This is a genomic window from Pseudonocardia sp. TMWB2A (assembly GCF_017312135.1).
Map to the genome: position 1 here is coordinate 2116037 of NZ_QKQY01000001.1, position 16736 is coordinate 2132772.

The 16736-nt window shown below is 57.8% G+C and carries 17 protein-coding genes; all 17 read right to left on the minus strand.

Annotated features, from left to right (window positions below; translation table 11 throughout):
• Nucleotides 1–222: 222 nt before the first annotated feature.
• The gene (der, locus tag DMP17_RS09840; RefSeq protein ID WP_337828901.1) at nt 223–1599 is read right to left on the minus strand and encodes a ribosome biogenesis GTPase Der; all 1377 of its coding nucleotides are present in this window, start codon (nt 1597–1599) and stop codon (nt 223–225) included.
• Nucleotides 1600–1625: 26 nt separating this feature from the next.
• Entirely contained in the window at nt 1626–2936 is a 1311-nt protein-coding gene (locus DMP17_RS09845; protein ID WP_337828902.1) for a PQQ-like beta-propeller repeat protein, read from the minus strand.
• A gap of 17 nt (nt 2937–2953) precedes the next feature.
• Entirely contained in the window at nt 2954–3712 is a 759-nt protein-coding gene (locus DMP17_RS09850) for a tetratricopeptide repeat protein (RefSeq protein WP_337828903.1), read from the minus strand.
• A 152-nt stretch (nt 3713–3864) separates the two neighbouring features.
• Nucleotides 3865–4734, minus strand: a complete 870-nt coding sequence (gene panB / locus DMP17_RS09855; protein WP_337828904.1) for a 3-methyl-2-oxobutanoate hydroxymethyltransferase — start codon at nt 4732–4734, stop codon at nt 3865–3867.
• Nucleotides 4735–4836: 102 nt separating this feature from the next.
• Nucleotides 4837–5964 carry a glycerophosphodiester phosphodiesterase gene (locus tag DMP17_RS09860; protein ID WP_337828905.1) on the minus strand — a complete coding sequence of 376 codons (1128 nt, stop codon included), beginning with the start codon at nt 5962–5964 and terminating at the stop codon, nt 4837–4839.
• Nucleotides 5961–6311 carry an ArsC family reductase gene (locus DMP17_RS09865; protein WP_337828906.1) on the minus strand — a complete coding sequence of 117 codons (351 nt, stop codon included), beginning with the start codon at nt 6309–6311 and terminating at the stop codon, nt 5961–5963. The genes DMP17_RS09860 and DMP17_RS09865 overlap by 4 nt, the downstream gene beginning before the upstream one ends.
• A 187-nt stretch (nt 6312–6498) precedes the next feature.
• Nucleotides 6499–6960, minus strand: coding sequence for a CHRD domain-containing protein (locus DMP17_RS09870; protein WP_337828907.1), 462 nt, complete (start codon nt 6958–6960; stop codon nt 6499–6501).
• 124 nt (nt 6961–7084) lie between these two features.
• A complete protein-coding gene (locus tag DMP17_RS09875) occupies nt 7085–8197 on the minus strand; it encodes a hypothetical protein (protein ID WP_337828908.1) in 1113 nt (370 codons plus the stop codon).
• 31 nt (nt 8198–8228) lie between these two features.
• Nucleotides 8229–9788, minus strand: coding sequence for a glutamine-hydrolyzing GMP synthase (gene guaA / locus DMP17_RS09880; RefSeq protein ID WP_337828909.1), 1560 nt, complete (start codon nt 9786–9788; stop codon nt 8229–8231).
• A gap of 246 nt (nt 9789–10034) precedes the next feature.
• Nucleotides 10035–10589, minus strand: a complete 555-nt coding sequence (locus DMP17_RS09885; protein WP_337828910.1) for a hypothetical protein — start codon at nt 10587–10589, stop codon at nt 10035–10037.
• A 126-nt stretch (nt 10590–10715) separates the two neighbouring features.
• A complete protein-coding gene (locus DMP17_RS09890; protein WP_337828911.1) occupies nt 10716–11081 on the minus strand; it encodes a hypothetical protein in 366 nt (121 codons plus the stop codon).
• Between the two features lie 69 nt (nt 11082–11150).
• Nucleotides 11151–13409 carry a prolyl oligopeptidase family serine peptidase gene (locus DMP17_RS09895; RefSeq protein WP_337828912.1) on the minus strand — a complete coding sequence of 753 codons (2259 nt, stop codon included), beginning with the start codon at nt 13407–13409 and terminating at the stop codon, nt 11151–11153.
• A 124-nt stretch (nt 13410–13533) separates the two neighbouring features.
• Nucleotides 13534–13953, minus strand: a complete 420-nt coding sequence (gene rplQ, locus DMP17_RS09900) for a 50S ribosomal protein L17 (protein WP_337828913.1) — start codon at nt 13951–13953, stop codon at nt 13534–13536.
• Nucleotides 13954–14236: 283 nt separating this feature from the next.
• The gene (locus DMP17_RS09905; RefSeq protein WP_337828914.1) at nt 14237–15298 is read right to left on the minus strand and encodes a DNA-directed RNA polymerase subunit alpha; all 1062 of its coding nucleotides are present in this window, start codon (nt 15296–15298) and stop codon (nt 14237–14239) included.
• A gap of 120 nt (nt 15299–15418) precedes the next feature.
• Nucleotides 15419–15808, minus strand: a complete 390-nt coding sequence (rpsK, locus tag DMP17_RS09910) for a 30S ribosomal protein S11 (protein WP_337828915.1) — start codon at nt 15806–15808, stop codon at nt 15419–15421.
• Between the two features lie 73 nt (nt 15809–15881).
• A complete protein-coding gene (gene rpsM / locus DMP17_RS09915) occupies nt 15882–16250 on the minus strand; it encodes a 30S ribosomal protein S13 (protein WP_337828916.1) in 369 nt (122 codons plus the stop codon).
• A 191-nt stretch (nt 16251–16441) separates the two neighbouring features.
• Nucleotides 16442–16717, minus strand: coding sequence for a hypothetical protein (locus DMP17_RS09920; protein WP_337828917.1), 276 nt, complete (start codon nt 16715–16717; stop codon nt 16442–16444).
• Nucleotides 16718–16736 lie beyond the last annotated feature (19 nt).

Sequence of the window (16736 nt, forward strand, 5' to 3'; positions counted from 1 at the left end):
TAGCGGGGCTTCAATGATGATGTTTTTCACTTTTGACGGATCAAAATATCATCGGTGTTAAAACAGGATTTGCTTTCTTTGTGGGTCCGCATTTCACTGTATCAACACCATAATAACGGACGGTACGCGCTTTGGTTCCGCGGGACGTTGAAATTTTTGCATTTTTTTGACAGAAAAATGACAAGTCCCTGATTTTGCGTAATAAATTAAACGCAACTATCTTCAAGCGAACGGGTTTTTGGGTGCGCGCAGGGTCAGGCGGACCGGCACCGCGCCGAAATCCAAGTCGCGGCGGATGCCGTTCAACAGATAGCGGCGATAGCTTTCGGGGAGCATATCAACGCGCGTGCCGAACAGGACGAAGCTGGGCGGGCGTGTGCTGGTTTGGGTGACATAGCGCAGCTTGATGCGCTTGCCCTTGGGTGCGGGCGGCGGATTGGCTTCGAGCGCGCTTTCGAGCCAGCGGTTAAGCTGTCCGGTCGATACACGCCGCGACCAGGCATCGCGCACATCGAACGCGACCTTCAAAAGCTGGTCGATACCCTTGCCGGTATAGCCCGAAATGGTGAGCAAGGGCACGCCCTTCACTTGCGCCAAGCCTTCGTCGAGTGCGGCGCGCACGCCTTGGTAAAGGCTGGAGCCTTCCATCGCGACGTCCCATTTATTGAGCGCGATGATGAGGGCGCGGCCTTCCTGCAACACGCGGTCGGCGATTTTGAGGTCTTGAACCTCCAGCCCCTTGGTCGCATCGAGCAGCAGCACGACGACCTCGGCAAAATCGACCGCGTGGAGCGCGTCGGCCACCGACAATTTTTCAAGCTTGTCCTGCACCCGCGCTTTTTTTCGCATCCCGGCAGTATCGATCAGCTTGACGGGCCGCAATTCACCTTCAAAGTCCCAGTTCCAGTCGATGCTGATACTGTCGCGGGTAATGCCCGCTTCGGGGCCGGTGATCAGCCGGTCTTCACCCAATATCTTGTTGATGAGCGTCGATTTGCCCGCATTGGGCCGCCCGACAATGGCGAGTTTAAGCGGGGCTTTGGAATCATATTCCTCCTCCTCGCCGCCCTCTTCGGGCCATGCCTCTTCCTCATCCTTTTCGATGAGCGGGCGCAAGGCTTCGAACAGTTCGACAATGCCGGTGGCATGTTCGGCGCTGATCGCGACCGGCTCACCAAGGCCAAGCTCATAGGCTTCGAACAGCCCCGCTTCGGCGGCTTTGCCTTCGGCCTTGTTGGCGACCAGCACCACAGGCGTCGAAGAGCCGCGCAGCCAGCGCGCAATTTCATGGTCGAGCGGGGTCACGCCCGCGCGCGCATCAATCACGAACAAGGCGACATCGGCATGATCGACCGCAGCTTGTGTTTGCACCCGCATCCGCCCCGGCAAGGTCGCTGCATCCTCGTCTTCAAACCCTGCGGTGTCGATGATGCGGAAATCCATGCCGAGCAGGCTCGCATCGCCTTCCCGCCGGTCGCGCGTCACGCCGGGCTGGTCATCGACCAGAGCCAGCCTTTTGCCGACCAGCCGGTTGAACAGCGTCGATTTGCCGACATTGGGGCGCCCGATAATGGCGACGGTGGGGAGAGGGCGCGTCATGGCTTTATGCGGGACAGGCGTATCTATCAGCGCCAGGCCGAAATACGTCCGCTATCGTCCAGTACATAGAGCATCCCGTCGGCCACAATCGGCGACAAGGTCGAACCGACCTTCATGTCGGTCTGGCTCGTCACCGAACCGTCGCCCGGATTAAGCTGGGCCATCGCACCGTTGGAGCTGACAAGGAACAGGCGGTTGCCTGCCAGCACCGGGCCGGTCCAGCGGATCGGATCCTTCTTGTCCTTTTCGTCGCGATAATGGGCAAGCTGGCTGATCCAGCGGATTTTGCCGGTCGCACGCGATACGCACAATACGCGCGCATCATCGGTCACGACAAACACCCACTCGCCCGCCACCCAAGGCGTCGAAATGCCCGCAATGTTAAGTTCCCATGCGCGCTGGCCGGTGAGCAGTTCATAAGCGGCCATACGTCCGCCCTGCCCGACCGCGAACACGCGGCCACGGTCGATGACCGGATCGGCGTCCACATCCACCAAGGTCGATACCGAGGTCGAAATGCTGGTGCGCGACAAAGCATCGCTCCACAGGTTGCGGCCATTTTCATAGCGATAGGCGTTGAGTTCTCCGGAAGAGAAGCCCGCAACCACCGTGCCTTGTCCGGCGGCAGGCGCGGCAACACCGAACACGCTGCCCGCTTCGACCGAGGCGATTTCCTGCCATTCGGTGTCGCCGTCAGTGGCGCGCAGGGCGATGAGCTGGTTATCCTGCGTCATCACGAAAATCTGGCCGGCAAAGATGGTCGGCGCACCGCGCAGCGGTCCTGCGGGGCGCTTTTGCCATGCCACACCGCCATTGGAGGTGCTGAGCGCGGCCACATCGCCGACGCCGTTGGTGGCATAGACTTTGTCGCCTTCAACGCTGACACCGCCGCCGAACAGCGATTTGCGTCCGTCAGACCCGCCGCTGGCAATGCTGGTCGACCAGATTTTCGCGCCGGTTTTGGCGTCGAACGCATGGACGGTCGCATTAACGTCGATCACATAGAGGCGGCCATTATCGACCACGGGCGATGCGGCAAGCTTGGCGCTTTTGGTATTGCCCGCAATCTGCGCGGTCCAAGCGGTCGAAAGCGCAGCGGGGAGCGCGAGATGGCCCATCGCCTTGTCCGCGCTGCCGCCCGATTGGGTCCAGCCGCTATTGGCGGTTTCAGGGGGAAGCACGACCTGCTGGGCGGCGATTTCCGGATCAACCGCAATTTCGTTAGCCGACCCCAGAATCGAAACGCGGGTGCCGACCGTGGGGGTCTTGGGACCGCCCTTGCCTTTAAACACGCTACAGCCCGTAAGCGCGGTCGCGATCATCGCCGCGGCGAGCATGGTTTTCTTCATCGTCATTATTTCGTTTCTCCGCCCGTGGCTTTCACGCTTGAGTCTTGGGGTGGCGTATCTTTGGGAGCCGCAGCCTTGTCGGCAGGCGACTTAATCGCATCGACGCCAAGCATCCCGGCCATTTGCTGCGCGCGTGATTTCAATGCTTCGGGTGCGCCTTCGAAAGCGGCAATCTTGCCATAAAGCGCGCCCGCTTCGGCATCCTTGCCCTGTTTCATCAGCGCCAGCGCGGTGAGTTCTGCAGCACTGGGAAACATCGGGTTGCTTTCAACCGCGAGCCCCTTGAGCCGCGCAATCACCACGTCAGGCTTTAACGTATCGAATTGCAGCACCGTCTGTTTGAGGAGCGCAATGTCGCGATAGGGTTGCGGGGCCTTGGTGTCGGCCGCAACCTGTCCGAACAGGGTTATGGCCTGTTTGTCGTCATTCTTGCCCGCCGCAATATTGGCTTCGGTCAACAGCGCGACCGCGCGATAGGCGTCATCGCCTTCGGCCTTCACGAGTGCGAGCGTCTTGGCCGCTGCCGGATTGCCGATCTGCGCCTCGTTCATCGCCTTCACATAAAGTTCGGCGGTTTCGCCCGCATCCTGCGACCGGCTGTGATTATAGAAAAGATAACCGCCATAGCCGATCAGGCCGACCACGATGAGGCCCAGCACGGCCTTGCCGAAGCGGCTCCAGAAGTTGCGGATATAGTCATCGCGCACCGCATCATCGACTTCGCGGACAAATACGTCATTTGCGTTGGTTGGCGAAATGGCCAAAACCTGCCTCCATGGTCATTATGCACCGCTGCTTGCTGCCGCGCGCAGTTATAAAGTTTTCGCCTATTAGCGCCCCGATGCGCAAAGGAAAAGCGCGGATTGAACCTCGCCGCCTTTACGCGCGGGACATAGACGCGCTTATAGAGCCGCGCTTATTTAGGCTGATAGGTCTGATCGCCGGTCGGGAATGAACGGGACCTGACTTCCCCCGCATAGGTTTCGACCGCTTTCGAGACGATCTCGGCCAAGCTTTCATAGCGTTTCACGAAACGCGGCACCCGTTCAAACATGCCCAGCATATCGTCGATCACCAAGACCTGCCCGTCACAATCGACCGACGCGCCAATGCCGATAATCGGTATATCGCTGACCGCCGTGACCGCCTTGGCGATAGGTTCCAGCACGCCTTCGACCACGGTTGCAAAAGCGCCCGCTTCCTCAATGGCTTTGGCATCGCGCATGATTTTGTCATGCTCCGCCTGACTTTTGCCGCGCGCACCATAGCCGCCAAGCGCATTGACAGCCTGCGGGGTCAAGCCGACATGGCCCATTACCGGAATCCCGCGTTGGGCAAGGAAGCGCACGGTGTCGGCCATGACTTCGCCGCCTTCCATCTTGACCGCCGCGCAACCGGTTTCCTTCAAAATGCGCGAAGCGGTCGCGAATGCCTGTTCAGGCGAGGCTTCATAGCTGCCAAAGGGCAAATCGACCACGACCACGCTATGATAGCTGCCGCGTACCACCGCAGCGCCATGCGCGCACATCATATCGACCGTCACCGGCACGGTGGACGGCAGGCCATAAATCACCTGCCCCAGCGAATCGCCGACGAGCAGCATATCGCAATGCGGATCGAGCAATTGCGCCATGCGCGCGGTGTAAGCGGTCAGCATCACGAGCGGCTGGGCAGTGACGCCCTTTTGCTTGTGCGACTGGATCGCGGGGATGGTAAGCCGCTTCATGGGGGCCGGGGTCGGATTGGCGCGGCTGGTCGATGTGTCGAGCGTGAATGTAGTAGACATGGGCGCAGGGTCTAGCCGCTAATCACGCCCAAGACGAGTCCCTCTATCGGGTTGGCCCGATATGGTCCGCAATAGTCCTGTCATAGCCCTATAATGCTGTCATTATTTGCCCGGTGCGGCACCCTTCACGGCCCCATTTTGTGCCCGTCCGGCCTGTGCGCCGCCGCGCACCGCTCTCACGCCCGCTGCGGGAAAGTCGGTGAAAATGCCATCAACGCCTGCGCGCAAAAAGGCTTTAATCTCTCCGTCGAGATTGCCTTGTGCGGACGCGCTGACCCCCGAGCGCAGCGCCAGGGGCAGAAAATGATTTTCCGCGCGGAAGGTCCACGGATGGACGAGCAAGCCCACCGCGTGGGCATTGCGCACAAAATCGGTCGGTTTGGACAGTTGGCCCATAAAATCGGGGGCGATCACCATGACTTTTTCGGGGCCTACCCCGTCGGCATAAGCCGCGACCGCCTTCAACCCTTCGGGCGAGGCCATTTTGGCATAGGATAGGTCGGGCCGATCCGCAGGTCCGCCTTTTTCGGCCATAAGCTGCACCAGATGGACGTCGGTTTTTGCCGCGAGCGCCTTCAAATTGCCGACCTCGAAGCTTTGGATGAACATCGGGTCTTCGGGCTTGTGATAACCATAGCGCGCGAGCAAGGCGAGTAAGGGCGCTTCATGCGGCAGGCCGATCGCGGCAAAATAGCCGGGATGTTTGGTTTCGGGATAAAGGCCGATGCGCCGTCCGGTCTCTGCCTCCTTGGCCTTCACCAATTCCAATATTTCTTCAAAGGTCGGGATTTCGAACTTGCCGTCATAAATTTTATTGCCGGGGCGCAATTGCGGCAGCCTTTCCCTGGCACGCAATGTTTTCAGTTCGGCCAGCGTGAAATCTTCGGTGAACCAGCCCTCATAGGTTTCGCCGTCAATCTTCTTTTCGGTCTTGCGGTCCGCAAATTCGGGATGGTCGGCGACATTGGTGGTTTCGGAAATTTCATTTTCGTGGCGCGCGACCAGCACGCCATCCTTGGTCAGCACAAGGTCCGGCTCGATATAGTCGGCGCCGCCCGCAATCGCTTGCGCATAGCTTTCCAGCGTATGTTCGGGCCGCACGCCCGACGCGCCGCGATGCGCGATGACGATGACTTTGTCGGCGAGCGGGGGGACGGGGTCGTTCACGCTTCCCGCACTACACCCGCCAAGTGCCACGAAGATAGCAGTTAAAAACAGCCGTGCGGTCATTGGCCGAAAGCTGCGGCATAAAGGTCGGGCTTGAAGCCGACCAGCAACCCGCCCGCGCCTTCAACTACAGGACGCTTGATCATCGAAGGATGGGCGAGCATCAGCGCGACCGCCTTATCCGCGTCAATGTCCGCCTTGTCAGCATCGGGCAATTTGCGAAAGGTGGTCCCCGCCTTGTTGAGCAATTTTTCCCAACCGGCTTCAGCAATCCAGCGGCGCAGGCTGGCTTCGTCAATCCCTGCTTTCTTATAGTCATGAAACATATAATCGACCCCCGCGTCCGCCAACCAGTTGCGCGCCTTTTTGACCGTGTCGCAATTGGGGATGCCATAAAGGGTGACCGTCATATCTGTCTCCTGAAATGACCGGCGCTTGGGAGCCGGGGTAAGGGATGCTTGGGAAAAGGGAGCGCTAATCCATAGGCTGTGAAGGGACAAGACCCGTCCGTAATGGCTTGCCGGACGGGTCTTATTCTTTGCGTATCTCTGTTACAGCCTGATGGCAAATATGCCCGGGCGGCTGCGCTTGTTATGCTTACTTATCGTAAAAATTGCCGCGGATCGCGCCATTGGGATAAGCGGTTGTATAGATAGCGATATAATAAGCACCCGAACGGTTATCGAGGCTGTCCTCCATCCATTCTGAGCGCGCGGTGCAGTTTTTGAACCCGCCTTCATTCGCCCATTTCAATTCCATCACAGTGGGGCCGGTGCGTCCGCGCGGCGCGCGTCCGATCACCGCCTTGGTCGGGGTGCCGTCAAGGTTGCGGATATTTTTAATGTCATAGCAAATCTGGTTCAACTGGTCCGAAATGGTCAGAAAACCTTCAGCCGAAGCATCCGGATCGCCGCGCCCGCCAATCACTTGCGCGCCGGTCAAGTTCGCATAGCGCGTATTAGCGACCGCCTCGACCGCCGCAACTTCCGCCGTTGCACAAGCACCCAGCGTCACAGCGGCTCCGGCTGCCAACAGCGCAATTTTCAGTTTCTGTCCCATCATTTTATCCTTCCTGATCCATCAGGCGGCTATGCTGTTTTCCTGTAACGGAAAATCCGCACACCCAACCTGCTGCACCCCCGACGAAGGACAAACCGACAAGCCCGAAAACCGGTTCCGCAACTTAACTTATGTTAATTTCTTTCTGGCGCGTGGGTTGGAGCGGATGGGGGGGTGTGAAGCGCCCTGCTTCTACCGCATAGATCCGGAAGCTGCCTGTTTCTCTCGATGCTAATAGTTTGAGCCGCCGACGCATTACCGAAGCTGCGCTGCCATGACCTGCGGGCTGTATCTGGTCCGCTTCGATCACAACATGATCGGCATCCACACCGCTCGCAGAAATGAAATATAACGCACCGTCGGCAATAATATCCACCAACGCCGATTTCTGCGCGCGCGTGATCCTGTTCGAACCGGGGCGCGGATCGTCATTCGGGTCCGGCGTCACAATCAACTGTTCGACAGCAACGCGCATAGCCGCCGGACCGGCAGCCTTATTATTCAATGCTGCGTTCAATTGATGGAATAAAGATGCTCCTTCGGCCGCTGCCACGCGATCACCGGAAAGATGGAAACAGGAGTTCAGCAACGCGGCTTTACTGCGATGTTCGGTTGGCTGCAGCGTCTGGCAGAAAGGCAAGGCCGCATAAGCCATGTCGACAAGTTCGAAAGCATAATCCAAGGCAAGCCCGTCGGTACAGGCGGTCTGCACCTTGCTGCGCACAAGGGCGGGCTTTGTGGTTGCAGGGAGCGTATTGTCCGATAATCTTACCGGATCGACCGTCTCAACGATAGCGACCGAGCCATGGAGACAAAGGGAGAGCATATTTTTGTCGGGGAGCGGTACAAAATCCCGGTCAAAATAAGTCCCCCGTCGCAACACCTCTGTCCATTGTGCCGCCGACAGCGTAGCCGAAAGACTATGCGGCCGGTTTGCCGTAGCGCCTTGCGGCAAACGGATTTCGACACGCGGGTCAGCCCCTTTTTCCCGCAGGAAAGAGATGGCCAGAACGTCTTGCCCATAGCCGTCAACAATCATTGCGCGGCGAACATAAGTGCCTTGCATGGCAAGTTTTTCGGCAGTTTCGAGCCCGTATTTCGCGCGTGTCTTTGCCTGAACCTCTTGCGCGCAACGGTCCGCTCCGGCGTCATCGGAACATGGCGACCGGGATGATTCGCGCGCTTCCGCAGAGGACGCCATCATCAATACAGCCAATACCAAGAGAAAACGCATCATCCAATATCCCTCCCTTGGTCAAAGGCTTATGTCACTCCCACTCGATCGTCCCCGGCGGCTTGCTCGTATAGTCATACACCACGCGGTTAATGCCTTTGACCTCGTTCACAATACGGGTTGCGGTGCGGCTGAGGAAGGCGCTTTCGAACGGGTAGACGTCTGCGGTCATGCCGTCGGTCGAGGTGACGGCGCGTAGGGCGCAGACGCTGTCATAGGTGCGCCCGTCGCCCATCACGCCGACGGTGCGGACGGGGAGCAGGACCGCGAAGGCTTGCCAGATGTCGTCATAGAGGCCAGCATTGCGGATTTCTTCGAGATAGACCAGATCCGCTTTGCGCAAAATGTCGCAGCGTTCCTTGGTGACTTCGCCGGGGATGCGGATGGCGAGGCCCGGCCCCGGAAACGGATGCCGCCCGACAAACACGTCGGGGAGGCCAAGCTCGCGGCCCAGCGCGCGCACTTCATCCTTGAACAATTCGCGCAACGGCTCGACCAGTTGCATATTCATGCGCTCGGGCAAGCCGCCGACATTGTGGTGCGACTTGATCGTCACCGAAGGGCCGCCGGTGAAGGACACGCTTTCGATCACGTCAGGATAGAGCGTGCCTTGCGCAAGGAAATCCGCGCCGCCGATCTTCTTGGCTTCTTCTTCGAACACATTGATAAATTCCGCGCCGATAAATTTGCGCTTCTTTTCGGGATCGGTCACGCCTTCAAGGCCAGCCATAAAGCGTTGTTCGGCATCGACCACGACCAGCGGAATATTATAATGATCGCGGAACAGGCGCTCGACCTGTTCGCGCTCGTTCATGCGCAACAGGCCATGATCGACGAATACGCAGGTGAGCTGGTCGCCAATCGCTTCATGGATAAGCACCGCCGCAACCGCACTGTCAACGCCGCCCGACAGGCCGCAAATCACTTTGCCTGTCCCCACTTGCTCACGGATTTCCGCGATTTTGGTGCTGCGATATTCGGCCATCGTCCAATCGCCCGCAAGCCCGCAGACATTATGGACAAAGTTGGAGATAAGCTTCGCCCCGTCCGGTGTGTGGACGACTTCGGGGTGGAATTGCACGCCATAGAAATGGCGGCTTTCGTCCGCCGTCACCGCAAAGGGGGCGCCGGTCGAGGTTGCGATGGGGACAAAACCTTCGGGAAGCTGCGCGACTTTATCGCCGTGGCTCATCCACACGGTCGGCGTGTCGCCCACCGCCCACACTCCGTCAAACAGGCCGGAGGAGGTATTGACGGTGATTTCCGCGCGGCCGAATTCGCGATTGTCGTGGCTCGCTTCAACCTTGCCGCCAAGCTGTTCGCACATGGTTTGCTGACCATAGCAAATGCCGAGGATCGGTAGCCCCGCCTCAAAAAAATGCTGTGGCGCGCGCGGGGAGCCTGCGTCCGCTACGCTTGCCGGGCCACCCGACAGGATGATGCCCTTGGGCTTTAACCGTTCAAACGCTTCGGCAGCGGACATGAAGGGCGCGATTTCGGAATAGACGCCCGCTTCGCGGATACGCCGCGCAATCAACTGGGTAACCTGACTGCCGAAATCGACAATAAGAATAGTATCGGGATGGTGGCTCATCGTCGCTTGGGCCTTTCGCGCTTGGGACTCGATGGTAAAATGATAGCGGGGAAAAGATGGTGGATGGCGCTTAAGCGGCCCAAGCCCCGCTGTCCACCCTCGCTACACTCTCGCCCCGCCCTCGCGCAAAAATGGCCTCCGTACGTCGCCCATAAAAAAACCGCCGGAACCTGATGTCCGGCGGCAGTTTCGAGATAGAGGGAACCGGAAGGGAGAGGAAAACCGGTTCCCGCCAAGGAATAAGGTTTAGACGCCGCGCACCTTCAGCTTGTCGATGCGGCCATATTTGATGGTGCAATCAAAGCTGCCGGTATCATAGCGATTGCCATAATAGCGGTCATTATAGCCGCGGCGGTCATAACGGTTGCGGTCATAGCGGTTGCCATAGCCGTAACGGTCATTCACCGAAACGCGGCCCGCAATCTTATAGCCTTTGCTGTTGCGGTCGATGCGGGTGATCTGGTCGACACGGGCCCCGCCGCCGTAACGCTGTTGCACCGCGCTCACGCACTGGTTTACCGCCTGACGCGAATTGCCATAACGGTTATAATCATAGCCATAGCCGTCATAACCGTAAGTGCGCTCGTCATAACGGTCATTATTGCCGCTCGACAAAATCGCTGCGAGGCCGCCCAGAATGACCGCGCCTGCAATCACTTCGCCGACGCCGATGCCGTCGCGGTTGCGGTCATAACGGTCGCCGCCCCATTGGGCGGCTGCCGGAGTAGCCGTAGCCGTCAACATAGCCCCGGCAGCAAGAGTGCCGAGGGCAGCTTTGGAAAGGGTCTTGATGTTGGCCATAACCGGCCTCCTGTTATTCACGTGAGACAGTCAATTCCGCCTCATGAAACAGGGTATAGGTGATTCGCGTTGTCGATATGCTGAATTGTCTGTTTGCTGAGGTTCAGCATTGTGGCGAAAGTGTAGCTATTGGGCTCGTGTCATTACGATAACAGTTGTCGCAGTTTCTCTCATTTTTGCTTGGATGAGTTGATAACCTTCTTGGAGCGATTCATCGCTAGCTGTGCTAGAAAATGGCAGTCCATACACCCGCGTCGACTCTCTATACAATCTTTGAAAGGTCGCAGATTCCTCACTACACATTCCCATAGCCGCTGTAGCAAGCGTTTCAGCAGGTTCGCGTTGTGGAGCCAGCCTCTTTGCGTATTGAATAACACATTCTTTCCAGCGCGCCGCAGCTTCCAAAGCTTTGTCTTGACGCGGACCTGCAACGGCTGCGCTAGAAATTTGTGTAAGTGCCAAAACAACACCCATGATAATAATTTTTCTCATGCATCGTAGTTAATACACATGAATTAAAAAATCATTATGGCTCAATTAGTGTCGCGGCATGGAATAAGCCTACTTCACCTCCAACCCCGTCCAGTAAGCGATGAACGCATACATGTCCGCAAACTGTTCGATGACCTTTTCGGTCGGCATCCCGCTGCCGTGGCCTGCGCGGGTTTCGATGCGGATGAGGTGGGGTTTGGGGCCGATGTTCGCCGCCTGAAGCGCCGCTGCATATTTGAAGCTATGCCCCGGCACCACACGGTCATCGGTGTCGGCGGTTACGGTCATGATCGCAGGATAATCAACGCCGCTCTTCACATTATGATAGGGCGAATAGGCGTAGAGATTTTTGAAATCTGCTTCCTTGTTCGGATAGCCATAATCATCGACCCAATAGCGGCCTGCGGTGAATTTATCGAAGCGCAGCATATCCATCACCCCGACGGTCGGGAGTGCGGCGGCAAACAGGTCGGGACGCTGGTTCAAGACCGCGCCGACCAGAAGCCCGCCATTGGAACGGCCTTCAATTGCCAACTGGTCCTTGCCGGTAATGCCCTGCGCTTTCAGATATTCGCCCGCCGCGATGAAATCGTCGAACACATTCTGTTTGTTGAGCAAACGCCCGCCATCGTGCCAGGCCTTACCATATTCGCCGCCGCCACGGATATTGGCGAGCGCGAACACGCCGCCTTTTTCAAGCCAGGCCATGCGCGTTGCCGAATAGCCGGGAAGTGAAGGCGCGTTGAAGCCGCCATAGGCATAAAGCAAGGTCGGTGCGCCGCCCGGCTTCATCGCGCCTTTCTTGGCAACGATGAACATCGGGATTTTGGTGCCATCCTTGGATGGATAGAAACGCTGCTCGACGGTATAATCGTCGGGGTTGAAGGTGAGCTTGGGTTCGGCCCAAGGCGTCACCGCGCCGGTCGCTGTATCATAGCGGTAAATCGCCGCAGGGCGCGTGAAGCTGGTGAAGGAGAAGAAGGTTTCTATATCCTTCTGGTCGCCGCCAAAGCCGCCCGCGCTGCCCATACCCGGCAAGGGGATCGTGCCGAGCGCCTTGCCCGCAAGGTCATAGGTGCGCACTTCGGTTTTCGCATCGACCAGATATTCGGTGATGAGCTTACCGCCGATAATCGACGCGCCGTTGAGCGTCGCCTTATCTTCCGGCACCACCGTGACCGGCTGCGCATTGACCTTGGATATATCTACCGACACGATCTTAAGGAGCGGCGCATCCTTGTTGGTGACGAAATAGAATTTGGCGCCGACATTGCCGATCACCGACCAATTATTGGTAAAGCCGGGGAAGACCAGCTTGGGCTTTTGGTCCTTGGATTGGAGGTCAATCACATGGACTTCATAGCGGTCATCGGTGCCGACCGACGAGGTGATGACCAGATAGCGGCCGTCATCGGTGAGGGTTGCGCCATGACCATAATCGGGATGGGCGGGGGTCGCATAAACCAGCCGGTCCGCGCTTTGGGGCGTGCCAAGCTTATGGAAATAGACTTTCTGGTCCTTGTTCAAGGATTGGAAGGTGCCTGCCGCCGAAGGTTCCGGGAAGCGCGAATAATAAAAGCCGCTGCCATCCTTGGCCCATTCGACGCTACCGCCGAATTTCGCCCATTTAATCTCGTCGGGAAGCAATTTGCCCGTATCAACATCGAGCAGACGGATGATGCGCCAGTCGGTGCCGCCATCCTGCACCGCATAAGTGAGCTTTTTGCCATCCTTGGACGGGTTCCATTCGGCAAGCGCGGTCGCGCCATCCTTGGACCATGTGTTGGGGTCGATAAGGACACGCCCCTCCCCGTTCAACTGGTCGCGCACATAAAGGACAGACTGGTTTTGCAAACCGTCATTGCGCGTATAGAAATAGCGGCCACCCGATTTGCGCGGAAGGCCGAACCGTTCATAATTATAGAGCGAGGTGAGTTCCTGTTTGAACGCCTCGCGGCCCGGCAATTTGGCGATATAATCTTTGGTGAACTGGCTTTGGGTATCAACCCATTGGCGCACCTTGGGGTTAACGCGCACATCATCTTCCAGCCAGCGATACGGGTCGGCGACCGCGACGCCGAACTGGTTTTCAACGACATTGCCCTTTTCGGTGGCGGGGTAAGAGAGGTTCATCATGGCGTCTCGCGAAGTGGGGGCGGCGGTGGCATCGCCCATGGCTGCGGCAGCAGCTTTTGCAGCCTCTGCGGCTTCACGAGCAGCATCCGCCGCAGTTTGAGTATCATCGCCCGCTTGCGTCGTCGCGCAGCCCGCCAGCGACAAGCCAAGCGCAATTAAGGGAAGGGCGAACAAGCGGGGGGAAGCGGCCATAATTATCCTCTGTTACTATTATGCTTATGCTTTTGCCCGAACAGGATGTGCGGACAAAAAGAAAGAGGCCGGAAAGCTACTAAGCTCCGGCCTCTTTCTCAACCTGTTTCATATGAAACCGCTATCAAGCGTCTTCAAAATCTTCCGCAACCTGCACCGGCCCCGAATCCTGGCCCTTGGCGGCGACATCACGGTCGACAAATTCGATGATCGCGATGGGGGCAGCGTCCGATGCACGGATGCCAGCCTTGATGACGCGGGTATAGCCGCCGTTACGGTCGGCATAACGCTTGGCCAGCACGTCGAACAGCTTGGTGAGCTGGGCATCGTCCTGAAGACGGCCCTGCGCCAAGCGACGGTTGGCAAGGCCACCCTTTTTCGCGAGCGTAACCAGCTTTTCGACGTAAGGACGCAATTCCTTCGCCTTGGGGACAGTGGTGGTGATCTGCTCATGCTTGATGAGCGCCGCCGCCATATTGCGGAACAAAGCCGCGCGGTGTGAAGAGGTACGTTGCAGCTTGCGGCCGCCCATTCCGTGACGCATTTTAACTTCCTTCTTTGTGCTTACCCCCAACGCAATGGTTAGCGGCAGCGTTTGTCAGGGGGCCGTTTGCCGAAAATTCGACCGGTACCCCAAGCCACGCGGGTTATTTAAAGGCCTCCCGCGCTTTGGGCCTGTTTCTGTTCCCCCGCGAAGGCGGGGGCCCAGAGGATTTCAGAGTAAAGTCTAATCAAATCCGTTCGTGCTGAGTGGGCTCGATAGAGCCCGTATCGAAGCACCCTTCGATACGCTGCTTGCGCAGCTACTCAGGGCGAACGGTGAAGGATTAGCCCATCAATTCCTGTTCCAGCTTCTTGGCCATTTCCTCGATATTTTCGGGCGGCCAGCCGGGGATGTCCATGCCGAGGCGCAGACCCATGGATGACAAGACTTCCTTGATTTCGTTCAAGGACTTGCGACCAAAGTTGGGCGTACGCAGCATTTCGGCTTCGGTCTTTTGCACCAGATCGCCAATATAGATGATATTGTCGTTCTTGAGGCAGTTGGCCGAACGGACCGACAATTCCAGCTCGTCCACCTTCTTCAAAAGGTAACGGTTGAGCTGGTTGGCATCCGATTCTTCGCTCGATTGCGACGGAGCCGCCATGCCGATCATGCCGCTTTGCGACGCCATGACATCTTCGAAATGGACGAAGACTTTAAGCTGGTCCTGAAGGATCGACGCGGCGTAAGCGACCGCATCTTCCGGCGTCACTGTGCCATCGGTTTCGATGGTGAGCGACAGCTTGTCATAGTCAAGCTCTTGCCCGACGCGGGTATTGTCGACCTTATAGGCAACCTGACGCACCGGCGAATAAAGCGAATCGACCGGAATCAGGCCGATCGGCGCATCGGCCGGACGGTTGGCAACCGCTGCAACATAGCCCTTGCCGGTATCGGCGGTGAGTTCCATGTTGAGCGTTGCGCCATCGTCGAGGTGGCATAGCACGAGGTCGGGGTTCATCACTTCGATGTCACCCGACACCATGATGTCGCCCGCTTTGACTTCGCCGGGGCCGGTTGCCGAAAGCTGCAAACGCTTCGGGCCTTCGCCTTCCATTTTGAGCGCGATTTGCTTCACGTTCAAAACAATGTCGGTCACATCTTCGCGCACGCCGGCAAGCGAGGAAAATTCGTGCAGGACGTTTTCGATCTTGATCGAGGTAACAGCCGCACCCTGAAGCGACGACAGGAGAACGCGACGCAGCGCGTTGCCGAGCGTCAGGCCGAAACCGCGCTCCAAAGGTTCAGCAACAAAAGTAGCCTTGCGCTTGGAATCGCCGCCCGACTTGATTTCGAGGCTGTTGGGCTTCTTCAATTCCTGCCAGTTCTTCATATTGACAGTCATGGACTTCCCCTAAAATTGAGTGGCGAAAAGGCTTCGGGAGACTGTCCCGTCCGATCCGCCAGTATGAAAAGGTGAAAGGCGTGAAAGAGTTCCCTCAACGCCTTTACGGGCAGGCAGGAATCAGACGCGACGACGCTTCGACGGACGCACCCCGTTATGCGGGATGGGGGTCACGTCGCGGATCGAGGTGATGGTGAAGCCCACCGCCTGCAACGCGCGCAGAGCCGATTCACGGCCCGAACCCGGACCCTTGATTTCGACTTCGAGCGTCCGCACGCCATGTTCCGCAGCCTTGCGGCCAGCATCTTCGGCGCAGACCTGTGCGGCATAAGGGGTCGATTTGCGCGAGCCCTTAAAACCCATCATGCCAGCCGAGGACCAGCTAATCGCATTGCCTTGGGCATCGGTGATGGTGATCATCGTGTTGTTGAAGCTCGCATTGACGTGCGCAACGCCCGACGAGATATTTTTGCGCTCGCGCCGACGAAGGCGCTGAGGTTCGCGTGCCATATGTTTAATTCCCTATATCCGTTACCGACTAGCGCGCGCCCGTAAAAAGCGCGCAGCAGCGATAAGATGAAACTTACTTCTTCTTGCCGGCGATCGGCTTGGCCTTACCTTTGCGGGTGCGCGCATTGGTGTGCGTGCGCTGGCCGCGAACCGGAAGACCCTTGCGGTGGCGCAGGCCACGGTAGCAAGCGAGGTCCATGAGGCGCTTGATGTTCATCGCGGTTTCGCGACGAAGATCGCCTTCCACGGTGTGATCGGCGTCGATGGTTTCGCGGATCTGGAGGACTTCGGCGTCCGACAGGTCCTGGATACGGCGCGCATGGTCAATGCCCAGCTTGTCCGCAATTTCGACCGCCTTGGTGCGGCCAATGCCATGAATATAGGTAAGCGCGATAATCACGCGCTTGTTTGTGGGCAAGTTGACGCCCGCAATACGTGCCATGTGATAGTTTCTCCTGCTCCACAGCAACCCCGGCAAAAGGGCCGCCATCTCAAAGCTTTGGGTGGTTTTCCGAAAACACGAAAAAGGCAGGCACGAAGAATCGCACCGCCGTTCCTGAGGTTTCGGAATAGCGCGCACTTAAGGTGAGTCGGGGGCGGAGTCAAGTGAGAAGGCCAAGCCATTGCGCGGCGTTATGCCGCAAGCAATGACTCGATGCGCGCGCACTCCGTTTCAAATTCAAAACAAAGTTGGCGGCGCTCTTCTTCGTCCGGCAGCCAGCTTGCCAGATTAGGAAAAATAATGCGGTTAACTTTTAATGTTTGCGCGTCCCATTTCAGCGCAACGACATTGTCTCGCGCTTCGGTTATCAGCGCCATGCAATCTTCACGAATATCGTTCGGATCAAACAGCGGCTTATCCTCTTGCGGCTCGCTTCCGAAGTTTAGACCAAATTGCTGTTGTGACATAAAAGAAGGCTAGCAAAAA